Raw genomic sequence first — 19,648 nt, forward strand, 5'->3', positions numbered from 1 at the left:
AAGAATTCTTCTTTTACATAAGTATAAAAAAATTGGAAGTCATGTTGGGTAGGTGAGATTCCATCTCACTCCACCCCCACATTTGACATAGAACCCTTATTAGAAAGACCACAAATACTGTCCTCTTACGGGTTCATCCTCCATTCCTCCTTTTTTGATTTACGTTACAAACTACATAGGAAATGCGCCCAATAGAGAATACTTCCATTATAAAATACTTTCCTTTATTTCACCTGATTTGCTGTGCCGAGTTTTCGCAACAAATCAATTGCGATTTGTTTTTCAACCTCATCTAAACCACTTGTAATCTCTTCAATTCGCGACCAATGACCAGGGAAAATATGCTCTAATAACTTCTCCCCTTTTTCCGTAATTTCTGCGAAAGTAACCCGACGATCATTCTGATTTGGTATACGTGTAATATAACGCCTGTTTTCTAATTTGTTTACAACATACGTAATACTTCCACTTGTTAATAATATTTTTTCACCTATCGCTTTTAATGGATGAGGTCCTTTATGATAAAGCAGCTCCATAACTGCAAAATCCGTTAAATTCAAGCCTCGTTGCTGAATGTCATTCTCCACTTGTTCCATTAAACTGCGATAAGCTTTCGATAATACAACAAATAATTTAAGCGAGCTATTGTTTTGCTTTTCCTTTAACGAACGATCTTTTGTCAAGTTACTCTCTCCTTATCATAAAATAATGACGTTTTGCTGTTTCGTCTATACAAAATAAACCAAAGTACGAGTGAACTTATCGTCAGAAAAGGATAGATCCCACTAAGAGCTAAACATATAATAGCGATCGTTCCCACTGTCTCTTCCAGTTGTAAAGAAGCCTTTTTTCTTGTTATCCACTGTATTGCCTTCATCATCTTCATTTCTCTTACCAAACGATAAGCCGTCCAAAACAACAAAATATGGAGCGGTATCCACCAGCTTGGATTCATAAAATAAAAAATGACGACTGGGAGAAATAAGAGCAACATACCTATCCGTGTAAATTTTAAAAAATGACTGGTATAAAGTTTCAGCGACCAAGGTAATATCTCAATCATATCATTACTAAAACGATCTGTATAAAAACTAGCTGTAATCGATGTATAAACGTATACCATCACAGCTGCACCAACAGAAAATAACCATTCAGGCATAAATAGAAGGGCCGTAACTAGTAGAAGTAACGTTCCAAGCAACTGAAAAATCAACGCATGTTGCTTTACAAAATACAACTTCCATATCCGATCATATATTTGGGCATTTGTTGTAAATGGCTTCTTATTGTGCTTGCTATTTTGAAACATAGCATACCTTTTCGGACGTTTAACCTTTGTTTTCGAAGCGAAAGCCATTAATGGCATACGCCATATAGTGTAGTCATTAATCTCCGTTACTTTAGACCAATTGATTTGTGCAAACAAACGCGGAAGAAGAAACAAGTTAACAAAGCCAATACAAGCAACAATGAGTGCTGCTATTAATCTAGCTTCCTGCACAAGACTAACCAGACCGATTGCAGCTAAAGCTAAGAAAAACACACCTATTTTTACAATGAAGCGTTGCTGAAATAGCTTCCACTGTGGAATAGCCATGATAATATCAAAAAGGATAAAGACAACTACAAAGGTAAATACAAGTTGTGAACGAAATGGTGTTAACAGAGCTGCGATAGCTCCGATTAAGCTATAAATAAGCAGCTTCTTCAACCATCTTTCCATTAATGTCAAAAACCAAACATTACCTCTCCTGTATGGCAGTAAGGTTAATTGATACTCAGCGGTAGAATATAAGACGCCTGGTTCTCGAAATGAGTTGAATATATAACGAACCGGTAAAGCAACAGCCAAGAAACCTAGCACTTCTTCTGAATGCTGTTCTAAAAAAGAAAAATAATTACCATACAACTTCATTGTATCACTAAAAATAAATATACTAGCAAACGTATAAGCGAGTAAAAGACCAAGATAAATAGAGGTTGTTTTATCAAAAATCAATTGGGAAGCCATCTTGTTTAATTTCCGCTTCTTTTTGAAGCGATTGATTCTTATGAAAAAGTAACTCTTTAACAAGGATGGGCGACGTATCATTATTTCGTTCTCCTATCGATCGTAACAAATTGGTCAATCGGACCTTGGCTATGTATTTTACCTTGTTGCAGCATAATATAGTTATCTGCCATTCCCTTCATACGATCGAGCTGATGTGTTGTGACAAGAACCGTCGTCCCGCTAGCTATTTTTTCCTTCATTAATTGTTCAAAATAATCAATCGCATAAATATCAAGGCCCATAAAGGGTTCATCAATAAGTAATAACGGAGTGTCAGGAAGTAATGCACATATGGTTTGCACTTTTTGCCTCATTCCTTTTGACAATGATTCGGGATATTCATCCAGCTTATCTGTCAGTTCAAATCCTTTTACCATCCTTTCAATCCGTTGATTTAATTCGTTTGTAGCCAGTTCATAACTCATCCCATAGAGCTGGAAATGTTGCATCACAGTTAATTCTGTCAGCAGCATCGGTTCTTCCGGCAAATAAGAGAGCAAGAGTTTAAATGTTAGAAGATCTTCATCTTGATGAAACATTTCATTAATAATAATTTTCCCTTGTTCCTTTTGAATCATGCCAACGATCGCTTTCAATAACGTTGACTTTCCTGCACCATTATGCCCCACCAATGCAGTTATTGTTCCCTCGTCTAGCGTAAATGAGGCGTGGTCAATCAGCACTTTTTGATCCAACTCTACCGAAAGTTCAACAACTTCTAACGTTTTCAACAGAAATCCTCCCTTTACAGCACTTCCTAATTTCATTGTACGGAAATGGGCGGCAAAAGGATTCAAAAAGTACCATTTTCTTTATTGAAAATATGACGCACCTCAAAAAATAGAGCGAGATCTACCTTTCGGGGTGCAGTAAGGATCTTTCTTATGTGACAGATTACTTTGCTCGTATCATTTGTAAATGCTTTGGGAGCAACTCCACTTCAGTCGGCGTACCCGTAACAATTTCTCCATCCATGTCGGCTTCCTTTCGATCATCTGTCGTTACACGTAAACGACCTGTTTGTATATACATCAATTCATTAAGCTCCTTAAGCTTTGTATCTGGGTCGTTCATAGAAAATAACTCGCGAAAGAAAGCAAGATTTGAATTTTTTACAATTAGCACGTCTAATTTCCCGTCATCAGGCTGTAATCTTGAAATTGGAAGCTCTTGCGTACCTAAGTATCTTCCGTTTAACACAACTATCATTACTGCTTCGCCTTGGACAGTTTGCTCATCGGTTGTTATTACATAAGAAAAGCTTTTTGCTTGCGTAATGGTTTTTAAAGTGCTCATAAAATAACTGAGGACACCGAGGTACTTCTTTTGGATGGGATCAATATTTTGCGAGGTTTCCGCAATTAATCCGATTCCCCAAAAGTTAAGAAAATATCTATCATCCGCTTTCCCTACATCTATATCAACAACATGTCCCTCTACAATTGCAGAGGCAGCTTTCTCTAGTTGCTGAGGTATATTTAGTACTCTGCTAAAATCATTACATGTCCCTCCGGGCAATATTCCGACAATGGGCCGTTCTTTTAATGGAGAAATAGCATTGATACAAGCATGAACTGTTCCATCTCCACCTAATATAAGCAGCAAATCTACTTTTGAAGCATAGCGTACACAGACATCTTTGACATCTTCAATGGATTCCGTTTGAACAATGTGCAATTGTTTAATGGCTAAAGATAATTTTGGAATTGCATACATTAATTTCCCTTGCATCTCCTCGTATTCAGCATTACCATTATATAGAAACAACGCTTCATCGTACTTACTCATACAACTTCCTCCATTCGTTTCGTGTGATTTTCCATGTTTATAATAAAATCTGACTCAAGATTTATACTCGTTATGAAAAACTAATGACTATATAGGAACGTGTAAGGTTATGTGTGCTTCTTAACCTTGGGTCTGACTACAGGGGCGTTTATGATGAGAGTATTTCGGATGCACTGCCCAATTACTATAAACATACATCTACCCAACTAAATGTTCCCCTAATGCCACAAATGATATGGATACTTCTGTACTAGTATTCCCCTACCAGTTCATTAAAAAACGTTACTGCACCTAAAAAGGAACCATACAGGTAAAACATCCACCATTTATAGGATTCTACTAAAAATTCACATCTTTTTCCTTTCATTCAATCTTTAAGAAGCACCGAACAAAGGCGCAGAGCGCCCGGTTAGCAACGTAGCGACTGGATTGAATCAACTAAAGTTTTAGGAAGCACGGTGAGGCACGAACCAATGATGACTTATCGTAGGGCGATTCGTGAAATTGCCTAGTTGCTGAGCGATGGAGCCGGACGTGGCTATTCCGTTTTATCGGTATCCAAAAGTAACAAATTTTATGCTTTCTTATCTTTAAAAAACTTCTTTAAGAAATAAACCTATTTTTTATTAAATTAACGTAAATAATATAAATTTCATCTAGATATTTTCACACAAATAGTATTTAATAAATATGTAAGCTATTTTAAATTTATGGATATTTTTTAGGAGGGTCAAAATGAAGAAGTGGTACAGCCTTTTTATCGTCCTTGTCTTAGCAGTTGTGCTTGCTGCCTGTGGCGGGTCGGATGATTCTGAAGGGAAAGACAAAACAAGTGGCGATAGTGGTGAAAAAGGAAAGACACCAGATACGTTAGTTATGGGCTTTGTTCCTTCCCAGGATTCTGACACCATCGCAGATACAGTAAAACCATTAGCAGATCGCTTAAGTGAAGAGTTAGGAATCAACGTCGAAGGTAAGGTTATGACCAACTATAATGCACTTGTAGAAGCAATGGGGTCGAATCAAGTACAGATTGGATTTATCCCTGCTTTTGGTTATGTACTTGCAAACGAGCAATATGATGTAAACGTTATTCTAAAATCTGTTCGCCATGGTTCTGGTACATACAAAGCACAATACGTCGTACGGGCAGATTCCGGTATTGAATCTTTAAAAGATTTAGAAGGTAAAGTGTGGACGTATGCAGATAAAGGCTCTACCTCTGGTTACCTTTTCCCTGCATATCAAATGATGCAAGAATTTGGCTATGACTCTGGTACAGAATTAGAAACTGATTTCTTCAGCAACACGATTGCAGCAGGCGGACACGATAATGCAGCTATTTCTGTATATGAAGGAGATGCTGATGTAGCAACCACTTTTGATGATGTTCGTACAGAGCTGGAAAAAGAATATCCAGATGTAATGGATAAATTAAAAGTCATTGAATATACAGATGAAATTCCCAATGATACGATTTCTGTAACAAAAGAATTGGATAAAGAATTAGTAACAAAAATTAAAGAAGCCTTCCTATCCTTTAATGACGATGAAGAAATGATTAAAATTATGAATGAAGTATATAATTGGGATTCTATTGACGAAGCTTCAGATGAAGAATATGAGATTGTTAAAGAAACCTATCAAAAATTCAAAGATGATATTGAACTATAAGTTATCATACATTAAGATTGGCTTAAGGCATAGTTAAAAAAATTTTAAAAAAATGTTGCGCCATTTTCCTACTTTTGAAAGGGGAGATTCATACTCTCCCTTTTTTTCCACGTTTAAAGCAATCTATTTCTAAGATGGGGGCAATACATAAAATGATTGAATTTAAAGATGTTGGGCTCATATACCCAAATGGAACGGAAGGTTTAAAAAACATTAATGTAACGATTAATGATGGGGAATTTGTCGTGATCGTAGGTCTCTCTGGTGCCGGAAAGTCAACACTTATTCGTAGTATTAATCGACTTGTTACACCTACGAGCGGCAGTTTATCGGTAGACAATGAAAATATTCTTGATTATAGAGGCAGTGATTTAAGAAAACTCCGAACTAAAATCGGAATGATTTTTCAAAATTATAACTTAGTTAACCGTACTAATGTCCTTAAGAATGTGTTAGCTGGACGTTTAGGACATACAGGAACATTGCGATCCATCTTAAACTTATATAAAAAAGAAGACATTGGCTTAGCCTATGAAAGTTTACAACGTGTTAACATTGGGGAGAAAATATATAACCGTGCAGATGAACTAAGTGGTGGACAACAACAGCGAGTTAGCATTGCCCGTGTACTTACACAGCAGCCGAAATATATTTTAGCGGACGAGCCTGTAGCTTCTTTAGACCCACCTACTTCTCATCAAGTAATGACGTATTTAAAGAAAATCAATAAAGAACACAATATTACAACCATCGTGAACCTTCACTTTATTGATATGGCTATGGAATATGCAGATCGCATTATCGGTATGCGTGCAGGAGAAATCGTATTTGATGGTCCTGCTTCCAATGTGACAGAAAAAACATTCGAAGAAATTTACGGACGTGCCATACGTGAGGATGACTTACGTGGGGGGGCGAAAGAATCGTGACCAAACAAACAAAGCCGGAAGCTTTAAGAAAAACGCCTTCCATTTATCCGACAAAGACAAAACTGCAAATTACCATTATTTTCTTTGTTGTGCTCGGTTTTTATTTATTCAGTATGGTTTGGACACAGCGGGAAATGGTCGGAGGATTTGGTGATGCTCTAGGCAATATGTATACTGTTATCGAAAAATTCTTCCCTCCGAACTTGGAAGTTATCCCAAAGGTTTGGGAAGCAATGGCGCAAACTATTCAAATGGCGGTTATTGCTACTACGCTGGCAGCCATATTGACAGTTCCTTTAGCTTTATTATCAGCCCAAAATATAACCACATTTAAACCACTATATTTGTTTACGAGAACGTTATTAAATACCTTGCGTACGATTCCAGACTTAGTACTTGCTGTTATATTTGTTGGCTTATTTGGTGTCGGTCTTTTACCAGGTATTTTAGCGTTATTTATTTTTTCGTTAGGGATTTTGGCTAAATTAATTAGTGAAACAATTGAGGCAGTCGATATGAACCCATTGGAAGCAATGCGTGCTTCAGGCGGGAATATTTTTCAAGTCATTTATTTTGGACTCATTCCGCAAGTCTTACCACAATTCACTTCCTTTGTGCTCTACGTATTTGAAATTAACATCCGAGCTTCTGTCGTTTTAGGTTTAGTGGGGGCCGGAGGTATTGGGTTAGTTCTCGATCAGCAGTTAGGTTTTTATAATTATCCAAACGCGATGGCGATTATTATTTTGATCTTTATTGTAGTCATTGTGATTGAATTTATAAGTAACAAACTAAGGGAGGCTCTAATCTAATGTCTACTTATTCTTTACCTCCTAAACAACCTAAATCCACCTCTAAAAAAGTAAAACGGATTTTAATTCTTTTAGCAGTCGCAGCTATTTATATTTGGACATTTCTTGGTATTGAAATTGATTGGGGTAGAGCTTTTGAGAGAATGGCAAACAACTTCGACCGCGTCGTTCCAAAATTATTCAATCCAGATTGGACTGCCACAAGCGAAGTAGCTTTAAAAATTTGGGAAACAGTACTCATTGCTTTTGCAGGTTCCTTAATGGCAGCTATTTTAGCTGTCCCACTTGGTTTTCTAGCTGCTCAAAACATGACAAGAAGCAAAATATTAACTGCTGTCGGAAAATGGATCTTGTCTGCAGTACGTGCTTTTCCTGACATTATTCTGGCGATCTTATTCGTTGTAGCAGTTGGACCGAATGCATTTGCTGGAGTCCTGGCAATCGCTATTGGTTCAACCGGTATGCTTGGGAAACTTTACTCAGAAGTTATTGAAGCAATTGATATGAAAGTAATTGAAGCAATGGAAGCTAATGGAGCTAATAAAATTCAAATCCTTTTTTATGGGGTTATGCCACAAATCATTCCGGAATTCCTATCCTACGCCATCTATCGTTTCGAAGTCGATATTAGAGCTTCATCTATTTTGGGTATCGTCGGAGCAGGTGGTATCGGAACCATGATTATTTTTGCTTCCAGCAACAGAAATTGGAATGAAATGGGTTTAATTCTATTAGCAATTATTATTGTTGTTACCATAATTGACTTTCTTTCTGCGCGGATTCGTCGGAAAATTGTATAGTCATTTCCATACAGTCCCACAGATTTCTTGTGGGACTATTTCTATGGAATAAAGGCGCAGAGCGCCCGTTTAGCAACGTAGCGACTGGAACGAAGCAACTAGAGTTTTAGGAATCATGGTGAGGCACGAACCGATGATGACTTATCGTAGGGCAATGGAGTGAAGTCGCCTAGTTGTTAGCGCGTCATGCGTAGAACATGGCTATTTGGGTATTTCCATATCCACTAGCCTCATTTTATACTTTTTTATCTTTGAAAGATGAAAGCTTTATTTTTTCTTATCCTATAAACCTTAATAAACGTTATTTTCTCCTATAAGACATAGAAAGGATGTTACCCTTGAACAACAAGCCTGTCAACGTAAGTCTCGTTTATACAAGTGATATTCACGGTCATATTATGCCACTTAATTATGGTACAAATGAAACGTCTGCAAATGGACTAGCGCGATATGCAACGGCTGTTAAACAAATTCGTAATACGCACGATCACCTCATCATCATTGATAATGGAGACCTTATTCAAGGGACTCCTTTAATGACACATTATGTGAAAGAACATGCTCACAAAGCGAACCCGATGATTCAAGCCATGAACAAAATTAACATTGACGCCTCTGTAATTGGTAACCATGAATTTAATTTTGGTCAACCTATTCTGCGAGCGGCAATGGACCAATCCAATTTTCCTTGGCTCGCTGCCAATGTTTTGGACGCAGAAACAAACGAACCAAAATATGGGCCTCCATATATTATCAAGAAGCTGCAGAATGGAATTAAAATTGCCATTTTAGGTGTTACCACGCATTACATACCAAATTGGGAATCTCCAGAACATATTGCAGGCATTCACTTTAGAGATGCATATGAGACAGTAAAAACATGGGTTCCTTCTATTCATAAAAAGGAGCAGCCTGATTTACTGATTGTTTCTTACCATGGCGGATTTGAACGCGATATTCATACAGGAGAAGCTACAGAAGCGCTAACTGGAGAAAATCAAGGTTATGCCATATGTAACATAGAAGGCGTTGATGTGCTATTAACTGGACACCAACATCGCCAGCTTACAGACATCGTTAATGATGTATTAGTTATTCAGCCTGGAAATAATGCTTTTTTCTACGGCAAAGTCGATATTCAATTTACAAAATGTGCTGCTGGCTGGGAAATGATTGATAAGAAAGCAAGCTTGCATACTTTAGCGCAGACTCCTCCTGATAAAGAGATTGTCAATTTAACCAAAGAAATAGAAGCTTCCACTCAACAATGGCTTGATCAGCCTGTCGGATATATTAAAGGAGATATGACCATTAACGATCCCTTTCAAGCTCGAATTCGGAAACATCCATTTATTGAGTTCATTCAAAAAGTGCAAATGGAAGTAAGTGGTGCAGATATCTCTGTAACCGCCTTGTTAAATAATAATTCGAAAGGTTTTAACCAAACCGTCACCATGCGTGATGTTGTTGCAAATTATATGTATCCGAATACGTTAGTCGTTTTAGAATTGCAAGGCAAAGATATTCGGGCGGCTTTAGAAAAAAGCGCTGCTTATTTCATGCTCAATGAGAATGGTGACATTGTGGTAAATCCAGCTTTTGAAAAACCAAAACCACAGCATTATAACTATGATATGTGGGAAGGAATTACTTACACGATAAATATAGCTAAGCCAATTGGAAGCAGGGTGGAGAAATTATGTTATCGGGGAGATCCAATTACCACAGAAGAGAGCTATCATGTCGTATTAAATAACTACAGAGCAAGTGGAGGCGGCGATTACTCTATGTTTAAAAATAAACCTGTAGTGAAAGAAATCCAAAAAGATACGGTAGAATTAATTCAAACGTATTTTGAAAAACATCCCACAGTAGACGCTACTGTAACAGATAATTTCAAGATAATAGCTGAAGCATAGACGCATTCAACAATTCGGATATCCCAGAGAAGCGCATCTAAAAACCAACTAGCCTTATAAACTAGTTTGGTTCGAGCTTGGCTCCCGAGCCTCTGCGGCGTGATGAATTGGCGATGGAGATACCTTTAAAGAACAAAGCTATCGCCAACGCAAAAGCGAGCGTATCACGCCCGCCTCTCCAACTCCCCTTTTCCTATAATGCTACTAATTATGTAGCGATTTGTATACAATAGATGGTTTATAAAAAATTTAGGTGCTGTTATCTACTACTCAGCCTTTATCTAGCACACGGGCGAGAGATATACAGCACCTTCTTTAGGGGTTAAACATTTCAAGCGATATGAAAGCTTTGTCGCTAAGCGTAACGATCACAGGCGAGCTTCAACTCGCTTTCTTGTTCCTTTTATCAAAAGAAGTCCTTTAACTAGATATCATTTGTACTAGTCTTGATCATCTTCTGTTTCGATTTCTTGCTTCAGAATTTTTCCGCTTTTGGCATGAATCTCGAATTCCGCTTCTTTCTTTCCATTTCTAAGCTCTATTTCATAAACAAATTGGTTATCATCTTCATCTAATTCCACGCTCTCTACTTTACCATCAAATTGTTTCTTAGCAATATTTTTAGCTTCTTCCATGGAGATCAATTCTTCTTTAGCTGCATCTATTTGACCTTTTTCGTTATTTTCATTTTTCGTTTGGTTGATTTCTTTTTTATTTTCTTTCAACACTTCTCCACTGTTCCCATCAAGCTCTAAGTCGTATTCCGTATCTTTATTTATTACTTCAACTTCATATACTGCTTTATTGCGATCTGTCTCTAATTCAAACTCGGTGATTTGACCATCATATTGTTCTTGTACCATACTCTTCATTTTATCTCCATCCAGCTTTGGGGTTGTTTCATCTGCATTAGAATAATATACACCTGTACCCAAAATCGCAGCACCAGCTATTGTTCCGATAATAATTCCTAATTTCTTTTTCATTCTTACTCACTCCTTGTTTGTTGTTAGTTTTATCATAACCATTAGGAATAAGAGAACCTTGTGAACAAGATTAGAATTTGCTAAGAAAAGAGTGGGTTGTTGAGGTGAAATGAATTGTCGTGTAGAGATCACTATAATTTTTTTATTGCAGATCGAATATTCCTCTTGAATACAGAGCTTTACTAGCGACAAGGCAAATATATGGAGTCTTAGTCCTGTTAGTTATTCATCTGGCTCGATATTGGTTAGATTACTAAAATGTAGTCCTCCACGCAGGCAAATTAGAAAACTCACTTCATTTGTATAAAGAGTCGATAATCATAAAATGAAACTTCATTCAGGAGGAATTTTATTCCATATTACCGAATGTTAGTACTGCAAGGGTATGACCTAAATACTAAACGAATCGGACATTTAAGTGCCGGTTCCCCCCACTCAGACTTTGCATCCACTCAAGATTCGAAGTGAGAGTCTTATGGCACCTTAGATGCGGGATAAAAACTCCCCTGCAGGTAGACAGATTTTTGTTTTTAATCTGTCTACCTGCAGGGGAGAATACCACTTTAGATTAATGAAGGCAATTTAAATTAGATAGTACCCATTCCCCGTCAGAAGAATCGGTATCCATCAACCATAGCTGACTGTGGTCGATTTCTTTATTACATGGGTCGTTTCTTATATAAAACCACATTTTCACGAAAAACACACATTGTAAACAAGTTTTTCTTTCCTAACTATCTTTTTACGTTTTTAAATACTTCATTCGGGCTAATGCCTTGACAACATAAATTAATCTTCTCTTTCTATTTCTTTAAACAAGATTTCGCCTGTAAATGCATCAATTGTAATTTCCGCTTCATCCTGCCCATGGACAATTTTCACTTCATAAACAAACCGCCCATCATCTTCATCTAGTTCTAAATCATCTAAGGTACCAGCAAATTCATCTAAGGCTAACTTTTTCGCTTCTTCTTCACTTATGACAACCTTTTGTCCAGTATTATTTTCTTGCTGTTTGTCTGGTTCACTAGCCTGATTCCCATTTTCAGTTTCTTTTCGAGCGTTATTTTCTTTTTGCACAGAGGCATTTGGATCGTCTTTGTTCTCGGTCGACACTTCGTTTAATTGGAGGACTTCCCCAGTTTTTTCATGAATTTTTATTTCATACTGTTTTCCTTCATACGCTATACGTGCAACATAATAATCGTTATTATCTTCTTTCTGAATATCGCCTTCTATCGATCCAGGGTATTGGCTTGAAATAATTTTCTCTGCTTCCACCTTCGTAATAGCTGCTTTAGAAGCAGTACCTCCAAAATAAAAAACAATAAAACCAATTCCAGCTACTACTAATGCACTGGTTATTACAACCCCCATCTTTTTTCTTTTCATAGCCACCCTCCTTCAACCTTTTCTTTAGAATAATTCATTAAACTGAAAAACTCCTGTTAGTAATATTAAAATTCGCTGAGATTGCATGCGGAAAGCAACTTTTATGCAATGGGAAAAGTGACAATAAATGCAGCGCCTTCCCCAACCTTACTTTGCACTGTAATTTCGCCTTGATGCTCTTTTACAATTGCAGCAGCTATAGATAAACCAAGACCCGTCCCGCCAGTATCTCTGCTTCTTGCTTTATCCACACGATAAAATCGATCAAAAATGCGTGCTTGTTCTTCTTCAGGGATACCTAAACCATAATCACGAATTTTAATAAGCAGTTGTTTATGTTCCCTTGCTAAACACACCTCCACCTTACCTTCACTATATTTCAAGGCATTATCAATCAAGATATAAAATACTTGCTCCAATTGATCCTTGTTTCCTGTTAGCACAACATCATCACTTGCATCCTTTTTATAAATGATCTCCCTCGTATATGCTTTTTGGAAAGTAGTTACTGTTTCTTCTAATAAATCATCAATGTTCACTCGTTCCTTAGCTGCGGAATGTTTATTTTTTGCTAATGCTAGCATTTGTTCCACTAGCTTTCCCATTCGATCTGCTTCGGAATCAATAGCCTCCACCGATTCTTGAACGAGCTGTTGATTTTCCGTTCCTCTCCTTTTTAATAACTGTGCATAGCTTTTCACTATGGAAATAGGCGTTTTTAGTTCATGAGAAGCATCCGATACAAATGTCTCCTGTTTCTCATAGTTATCTTTTAAATGGTCAATCATTGCATTAAACGTTTTTTCCATTTCATACAATTCATCTTTGGAGCGATTTTGAACATCAATCTTCTTCCAATTAGCCTCTTGCATATTCTCCCGCATCGTTTGAATTAAAGATTTAATTGGATTTAATAAAAATCGACTGAGTACATTTCCACCGATAATAATAGGCACTAACATAAAAATTGTAGCCATTAAAAGAACTGTAAATAACGTCCGCATTGTACTATTCAAATGCGTTAACTGTGTAGAAACCTGAAGTGTTACTACTTCCCCTGCTCGTTCCCCTACTCCCCAAATAATTGGTTTGGAGATAACAGCAACGTCAGGCTCACTCCCCTGTTTCACAATAGCTTGTGACTCATTAGAACTAAATTTAAGTGGAATATCATACTGAGCTAATTGTTGCGCAGAGATAAATATGGTCCCATTTTGATCGACTACTCGAATCATCCCTTCAGCCGGCGCAAATGAGCGAAATAATTCGTTAGAAATAACGTCTGGCTGTGCTTTCATGGCTATTACCAATCGTTCCGTCTGATCAGCTAAGCTTTTTAAGTCTCCATCTGCAGAAACTTTATAAAATAGCATATAAATCGCAGTATTTATAATCAAAGTAAGAATAAGCATAAAAATGCCTGTGAATAGTTGAATCTTTGTTTTTAGTTTCATGTTTCCATATCCTTTATCGTATAACCAACTCCGCGAACGGTTTGAATATATGGTTGGTCAAAGCCTTTATCTATTTTTTGCCGCAAATAGCGAATATAAACATCGACTACATTCGTATCTCCATAGTAATCAAAGCCCCAAACTTGTTCGATCAGCTGCTCACGTGTTAAGACAATATTTTTGTTTTTTAGTAAGCAGACTAATAAATCAAACTCGCGTGGCGTTAATTCAATCTGTTCCGCTCCTCGAGTTACTTCTCTACTTTTAATATGTACAATTAAATCTCCAACTCCAACCTGTTCATCCGCTGTTTGCTTTTTTATCGGATTGCGTAAATGTACGCGAATGCGTGCTAATAGTTCTTCAATCTGAAAAGGCTTCGTAATATAGTCATTTGCTCCTAAATCTAGTCCGCTCACTTTATCATGGACTTGATCGCGCGCCGTTAACAAAAGGATCGGCGTCGTTTGGTCAAACCTTCTCACTCTGCGCAATACTTCTAACCCACTCCATTCAGGTAGCATAATATCCAACAACACTAAATCCCACTTCTGTTGCTCCATTTTTGCCAACGCTTCTTTTCCATCAAATACTGCTTCCGTTTGATAATCTTCATATTCTAATTCCAATTGCAGTACCCTACTTAATTTCTGTTCATCTTCTACAATTAATATCCGTGGTTGCTCCATATTTACACCTGCTTTTCATTATTCCAATTTCCCCGCTATTTGTACCGTGTGCGACTTGTTCGCGCCCTTGACATAGCTCTTTCTCTTTTTTCAACAAAAACTGCTTTTTCCGACTATGATACATTCCTTTTTAGCTTTTCTTGCCTCTTACAACGCTTCCTATATCAACGTCTTGTCATAAAATCAGTCAAAACGTTATAAATATCTTCATCTACTTTAACCTCTTGTATTGTCTTCAAAACCTGTAATCCAAGACTTAAAAGCACATAATACGCAGGAGAAACGGTATGGTTGCCCCCACCCTTTTTACCTAGAAAATAACGATCATTCTCTCTTTTAGCATATCAAAGAATAACCAAATTATCTGCTACTCTTTTAATTTAGCATAAACACAGGTATTACGTAAGCTTATCCCGTTTGCGCTCTTGGAATCATGGTAATGAACACCTTCTAATTTAAATCCCAATTTTTCAGGAATTGCCCGACTACGATAATTTTCTTCATCACAACGTATTTCTACACGATTCGCTCCCAAATCCTTAAAACCAAATTTAGTAAGAGCTTCTACTGCTTCAGAAATAATTCCTTTTCCTTGCTGTCTTGTATCCACCCAGTATCCTATTTCAAATTTAGGAACTTTCCAATCAATACGATGCAATCCTGTACAGCCTAGAAAAGCTTTGGTATGTTTATCAAATATTTGAAAGCGCAAATCTTCTCTTTGCAGGAACTGAATTTGTGCTTCACGAACATTCGCTTCCGTTTCTTCTAATGTCTGTTCTCTTTGAGCAAAGGAAAGCCATTGTTTTAATTCTGATTGACTGAATTGAATAGCTTCATGAACAGCTTTTCCATCTCCTGGAAGTGGTAAACGAATCAATAACCTTTTGGTATGAATTTCATGGGGGAATTCTTTTAGTACTGGATAATCCACGACCCCTCTCCCTTTCATGGTATATTTTTTTCTATTATACTTAGTTATAGAGAATTTTCAATGACCTAATAAAAAATACAACGTTAACACTTACTCGTTTATACTGTTGTAATCAACCATTAAAAGGAGGTGTTTTCATTGCTTGCGCTAGATCATATTGTTATCGCAGCCAAAGATCCTCAAGATGCAGCAAAGCAATTTTCCCTTGAACATAACGTACAGACTATTTCAGGAGGAAAGCATGAAAATTGGGGGACGTTTAATCACCTAGCTTATTTTTCTAATGATTGCTACGTAGAGTGGCTTGGTATCTTTAATGAGAAAATAGCGAATGAAGCGAGTAATCCACTAATCCATCAGCTCGTTCAAGCGCTACATAAAGGTGAAGAAGGCCCTATACAATTTGCATTCCGCACTAATAATATGGAACAACTCATTCAGTATTTCGAACAAGCCTCCATCCCAGCTATTGGACCTATACCTGGAAAACGGCAAAGGCCTGACGGTAGTAACCTGTCTTGGAAAATGCTGTTTCCTAAAGGGACGCGTCCGCTTCCGTTCCTTATCGAGTGGGGAGAAGGATATCATGTAGTAGACAATACATCATTTATAAATAGCCAAATCATTGCTCAAGTAAAGGCAAACTTACCCATACACCTTATTTCTGCTTATTATAAACTTGCAGCTGATTCCACATTAACGTTGGCCAATACGGAATTGCTTTTAAATGAACAAAGTACGTTATCTTTTGTGTTACATTAATACGTGTTAAATTCGGCTACTTATTTATTCATTTTAGAAAAACTTGGCTTGTCGCCAAGACTTATGGCGGAAGCCTATGTTTTTCTTATACTATAAACCAAAAAAATCTTATACTTTCCTATAATGGAACAAAGAAAAGCTCCTTTCTTCAACTAGGATCATTTTATTACTACGCAAAGAACCAAGCCGCAAGACGCCCAGTTAGCAACGTAGCGAATGGAGCGAAGCAATTAAAGTTTTAGGAAACATGCCACTAAAACAAGGGGTTTGCCGACATCGGGCGGCAAGCCCGTATTTAGTCGGTCTTCCTTTTAGCTACAACCGATGATGACTTATCGATGGGCGCATTTCTAATGTCGCCTAGTGGCTGGGCGCTTAAGCCGGACATGGCTATTCCGTTATATCGGTGTCCCAAAGCCAAAATTATTATACTTTTTTATCTCTTAAAAAAAAGAGGCTATTGTCCATTTGCAATAGCCCCACTTTGATTAGCCTAGTTGTTGATGAAGAAATTCATTCACAGATTCCGGCGTTTTCGTATAAGCACTGTGCTGATGTGCCTTTTTCTCGCCATTTTGAAAAATAAGTATGCTTGGAATACCCATCACATCGTATTTTTGTGCAATTCCTTTTACTTCATCGCTGTTGATTTCATACCATTGATATTGTTTAAATTCATCTACAATGTCGCCAATAAACATGTCCAATCGCTTGCAATCTGGACACCAATCAGCAAAAAATTTAATAATAACAGGTTGATCGCTGTTGATTGCTTCATGAAAAGCAGCTTCGGTTGTTAAACGTTCCATGCTCTTTCTCCCCCATAACTAATATTTTTCCCGCACCTCATGTACCTTATAAGCCTCCTGCTTAGACTTAAAGGTAATCTGAACAAAGTTAACATTACTTCAATACTTATTCTTTAAGATCTTTACAATCATACGCTTAGGGTACTATCCCCCCTCATAAGCTTCACTTTATTGTAGCGAATCTTGTCACATTTGTCTTATCATCTGCTTAAGCTTTTATACATATTCAACCCTTCCTAATATGTAAGCAGCAGCAAGCCCAGCAGCAAAAGCCGCTATACTCAGTAAGCCTAGATTAAATGAGCCGGGCCAACCTGGGAAGACCACAAAAATCGACCCAATCACCATCCCAATAATTATCGCTAATGTAGCCGTTGTATAATGGGTTAAAAAGAAATTAACGACTTTACTCATGAATACAAGCCCAATCACAATACCTACTCCGGTAACAGCTATAACATCTAAACGCAAATTACTAACGGCACTAATAACCGTAGGATAAACACCAATAATAAGTAGCAAAAATGAACCGCTAATGCCTGGTAATATCATAGCAGCGCTAGCAATAATCCCTGAACCAAACAGCAATAAATAAGTAGACATATCCATTTCGGTAATCACTTTTGGCTCACCTTCATTTAAAAATAACATCGAGCCAACGAGGACCATCCCTATCACTAATATCAGAATATGATTTGCTTTAAATGTTTTTCTAGCATTTGCTTTATAAAACAAATACGGCAATATCCCAATAATTAACCCTAAAAAAAAGAACTGAGTTGGTCCTGGATAATGAGCAAACAACCATTCAATTGCATGGCTCAATAATAATATTGCAGTTGCAACTCCTATTCCCAATGGGACTAAAAAACCTAGTTGTTTTTTCCAATCCTTGCTTAAAAATCCATTTATCGCTGCAATTAATCGGTCATATATACCTAACAGTACTGCGATGGTTCCCCCGCTTACACCTGGGATCACATCACTTGCTCCCATTAGCATACCTCTGTAAATATTTTTCCATTCCATGTTCTTTTATCACCTTTCATACTTCATCCATTTTTCTACTAAACTCGTAAGTGCAAGCAAGCAGTTATAAACCTTTTCGTATTACCATCTACTTCCCATTTATCCGGTAAAAACCTATTCGTTTTGCCTACCGCGTATGCTACTAGTTTATTTTTAAAATTACTCGTACATGCAGACACGGATAAAATTATCATACCAAAAAATGCTTGTGTTTTATAGAAAAAAATTGTAAAGTATTTGTATAAGCTACTTTGTATAACAAGGTAGCTTATTTTAAATTCACTATATTGTTATACAAGGTAGGGAGAGAAATGTCATTACGCAGTCAAATGTTAAAAGGGATTTTAGAAGGATGTATTTTATCCATTATTCATCACCAACCTGCGTACGGTTATGAAATTTCCGTTATATTACAAGAATATGGTCTGGAAAACATCAGTGAAGGTTCCATTTATCCTATCCTGCTGCGATTACAAAGGGAACATTTAATTATCGGGGAAATGAGGAAATCAGAATCTGGACCAAAACGGAAATATTACCAATTAACCGAAGACGGACACGAAGCGTTAAGGGAATTTTTTTTACAATGGGAGGCAATCAAAAATCCCGTTGACAATATTGTTCACCAAGGAGGGTATGATGTATGAATGCAAAAACTTTAATCGACTTAAATAACAAGAAGCGTCCACTTTTGAATGAAGCAAATTTGGCTTATTATGAAAACATGCTCATTTATATCCGCTCGGCTAGTAATAAATCAGAAGAACAAACAGAGGAACTGCTTTTGGAACTATTAGAACATTTACTACAAGCACAGTCAGAAGGTAAAAATGCAATTGATATTTTTGGGTCAAATCCAAAAGCGTATTGCGACGAGCTCATTCAAGAACTTCCGAAAGAAAAACAAAAGCCCCGTTTATTGTTTGTAGCGCAAATTTCTTTCCAGACAATCGGTTTTTTAAGCCTTATCTATGGAGTTATTGGGTTGACAAAGTATTATTTTTTTCAGATTGGAACAGTGGTAACTTCATTTTATCCAGCAACAACCTTTGTAATATTGGTATGTTATCTGATTATCCTTTTTCTATTTATTAAAACGGTTTTCTGGTGGTTAAAACAATCCACGTTTGCCGGAAGACAGACCAATAAGTGGATCGAATTTATCCAAGCTTGGCTCGGGGTGTCAGTGTTTATTTCATTATTTGTCGTTATTATGCGACTTACACCAAAATTTGGACCAGTAATGCAGATTCCAACAGTTTTATTGATTGGCTTTTCCCTTATTTTATATCTTATTGCTTATTTGATAAAAAGAAAAGGACAATAGGTGTAAGACTTAGTTCTTCGCTAAACACGGGGAAATACCATAAAGTAAACCTTCAATCAGTGGGGCCGCTACATCCCCACTGATCGGTAATACTGGAGGGTATGACCTTAAACTTAGGCGCTCTTATCTCTCCCACGTAGAATTATTCTAATCACACTTCCTATTTTTGAAGTAGGAGCCTACAGCACCTTATATCCGGGATGAACTTGTATCGGGTTCTCCGACTAATCTGCTTACTCCATGCATGGCATGTATTAGACAAGCATCATCTACATATCAAATAGTTTTGAA

Annotated in this window: 19 protein-coding genes; 8 read left to right on the plus strand and 11 right to left on the minus strand. The window is 37.1% G+C overall.

Features of this window, described 5'->3' with window-relative positions; genetic code table 11:
• Positions 1 to 224: 224 nt before the first annotated feature.
• The 4 genes from D1839_RS17345 to D1839_RS17360 all read right to left on the minus strand — a co-directional run bounded on the left by D1839_RS17345 (position 225) and on the right by D1839_RS17360 (position 3,841).
• A complete protein-coding gene (locus D1839_RS17345; protein WP_286164848.1) occupies positions 225 to 683 on the minus strand; it encodes a MarR family winged helix-turn-helix transcriptional regulator in 459 nt (152 codons plus the stop codon).
• Positions 680 to 2,092 (minus strand): hypothetical protein, encoded by a 1,413-nt coding sequence (locus D1839_RS17350; RefSeq protein WP_120381074.1) that lies wholly within the window; start codon positions 2,090 to 2,092, stop codon positions 680 to 682. Before D1839_RS17350 ends, D1839_RS17345 begins: the two co-directional genes overlap by 4 nt.
• Entirely contained in the window at positions 2,092 to 2,784 is a 693-nt protein-coding gene (locus tag D1839_RS17355; RefSeq protein ID WP_120381075.1) for an ABC transporter ATP-binding protein, read from the minus strand. Before D1839_RS17355 ends, D1839_RS17350 begins: the two co-directional genes overlap by 1 nt.
• A gap of 163 nt (positions 2,785 to 2,947) precedes the next feature.
• Entirely contained in the window at positions 2,948 to 3,841 is an 894-nt protein-coding gene (locus D1839_RS17360) for a YegS/Rv2252/BmrU family lipid kinase (protein ID WP_120381076.1), read from the minus strand.
• Between the two features lie 735 nt (positions 3,842 to 4,576).
• Here D1839_RS17360 and D1839_RS17365 point away from each other — a divergent pair.
• The 5 genes from D1839_RS17365 (at position 4,577) to D1839_RS17385 (ending at position 9,975) form a co-directional block, all read left to right on the plus strand.
• Positions 4,577 to 5,515, plus strand: a complete 939-nt coding sequence (locus tag D1839_RS17365; RefSeq protein ID WP_120381077.1) for a phosphate/phosphite/phosphonate ABC transporter substrate-binding protein — start codon at positions 4,577 to 4,579, stop codon at positions 5,513 to 5,515.
• A 152-nt stretch (positions 5,516 to 5,667) separates the two neighbouring features.
• Entirely contained in the window at positions 5,668 to 6,444 is a 777-nt protein-coding gene (gene phnC, locus D1839_RS17370) for a phosphonate ABC transporter ATP-binding protein (protein ID WP_120381078.1), read from the plus strand.
• Complete coding sequence (phnE, locus tag D1839_RS17375; protein ID WP_120381079.1) at positions 6,441 to 7,256, plus strand: phosphonate ABC transporter, permease protein PhnE; 816 nt, start codon at positions 6,441 to 6,443, stop codon at positions 7,254 to 7,256. The genes phnC and phnE (D1839_RS17375) overlap by 4 nt, the downstream gene beginning before the upstream one ends.
• Complete coding sequence (phnE, locus tag D1839_RS17380; protein ID WP_120381080.1) at positions 7,256 to 8,056, plus strand: phosphonate ABC transporter, permease protein PhnE; 801 nt, start codon at positions 7,256 to 7,258, stop codon at positions 8,054 to 8,056. The genes phnE (D1839_RS17375) and phnE (D1839_RS17380) overlap by 1 nt, the downstream gene beginning before the upstream one ends.
• A gap of 338 nt (positions 8,057 to 8,394) precedes the next feature.
• Positions 8,395 to 9,975 (plus strand): bifunctional metallophosphatase/5'-nucleotidase, encoded by a 1,581-nt coding sequence (locus D1839_RS17385; protein WP_199690382.1) that lies wholly within the window; start codon positions 8,395 to 8,397, stop codon positions 9,973 to 9,975.
• Positions 9,976 to 10,415: 440 nt separating this feature from the next.
• Here D1839_RS17385 and D1839_RS17390 read toward each other — a convergent pair whose 3' ends face one another.
• The 5 genes from D1839_RS17390 to D1839_RS17410 all read right to left on the minus strand — a co-directional run bounded on the left by D1839_RS17390 (position 10,416) and on the right by D1839_RS17410 (position 15,430).
• Positions 10,416 to 10,961 (minus strand): PepSY domain-containing protein, encoded by a 546-nt coding sequence (locus tag D1839_RS17390; protein ID WP_120381082.1) that lies wholly within the window; start codon positions 10,959 to 10,961, stop codon positions 10,416 to 10,418.
• Between the two features lie 789 nt (positions 10,962 to 11,750).
• Complete coding sequence (locus tag D1839_RS17395; RefSeq protein ID WP_120381083.1) at positions 11,751 to 12,353, minus strand: PepSY domain-containing protein; 603 nt, start codon at positions 12,351 to 12,353, stop codon at positions 11,751 to 11,753.
• A 101-nt stretch (positions 12,354 to 12,454) separates the two neighbouring features.
• Positions 12,455 to 13,807 carry a sensor histidine kinase gene (locus D1839_RS17400; RefSeq protein WP_120381084.1) on the minus strand — a complete coding sequence of 451 codons (1,353 nt, stop codon included), beginning with the start codon at positions 13,805 to 13,807 and terminating at the stop codon, positions 12,455 to 12,457.
• Positions 13,804 to 14,496, minus strand: coding sequence for a response regulator transcription factor (locus tag D1839_RS17405; protein ID WP_120381085.1), 693 nt, complete (start codon positions 14,494 to 14,496; stop codon positions 13,804 to 13,806). Before D1839_RS17405 ends, D1839_RS17400 begins: the two co-directional genes overlap by 4 nt.
• Positions 14,497 to 14,863: 367 nt before the next feature.
• Entirely contained in the window at positions 14,864 to 15,430 is a 567-nt protein-coding gene (locus D1839_RS17410) for a GNAT family N-acetyltransferase (RefSeq protein WP_120381086.1), read from the minus strand.
• Positions 15,431 to 15,568: 138 nt separating this feature from the next.
• Here D1839_RS17410 and D1839_RS17415 point away from each other — a divergent pair, with 138 nt between their 5' ends.
• Positions 15,569 to 16,192: a VOC family protein gene (locus D1839_RS17415; protein ID WP_158589696.1), complete on the plus strand. Its 624-nt coding sequence runs from the start codon at positions 15,569 to 15,571 to the stop codon at positions 16,190 to 16,192.
• Between the two features lie 488 nt (positions 16,193 to 16,680).
• Here D1839_RS17415 and D1839_RS17420 read toward each other — a convergent pair whose 3' ends face one another.
• Together D1839_RS17420 and D1839_RS17425 are read right to left on the minus strand one after the other, a co-directional pair.
• Positions 16,681 to 17,001, minus strand: a complete 321-nt coding sequence (locus D1839_RS17420; protein ID WP_120381088.1) for a thioredoxin family protein — start codon at positions 16,999 to 17,001, stop codon at positions 16,681 to 16,683.
• Between the two features lie 216 nt (positions 17,002 to 17,217).
• Positions 17,218 to 18,030 (minus strand): DUF368 domain-containing protein, encoded by an 813-nt coding sequence (locus D1839_RS17425; protein ID WP_120381089.1) that lies wholly within the window; start codon positions 18,028 to 18,030, stop codon positions 17,218 to 17,220.
• Between the two features lie 311 nt (positions 18,031 to 18,341).
• Here D1839_RS17425 and D1839_RS17430 point away from each other — a divergent pair, with 311 nt between their 5' ends.
• The gene (locus D1839_RS17430) at positions 18,342 to 18,677 is read left to right on the plus strand and encodes a PadR family transcriptional regulator (protein WP_120381090.1); all 336 of its coding nucleotides are present in this window, start codon (positions 18,342 to 18,344) and stop codon (positions 18,675 to 18,677) included.
• Positions 18,674 to 19,357, plus strand: a complete 684-nt coding sequence (locus D1839_RS17435) for a DUF1129 family protein (RefSeq protein ID WP_120381091.1) — start codon at positions 18,674 to 18,676, stop codon at positions 19,355 to 19,357. Before D1839_RS17430 ends, D1839_RS17435 begins: the two co-directional genes overlap by 4 nt.
• Positions 19,358 to 19,648: the final 291 nt, after the last annotated feature.

This window comes from Roseburia sp. 1XD42-34 (genome assembly GCF_009917385.1).
Taxonomy (GTDB): domain Bacteria; phylum Bacillota; class Bacilli; order Bacillales; family Amphibacillaceae; genus Virgibacillus.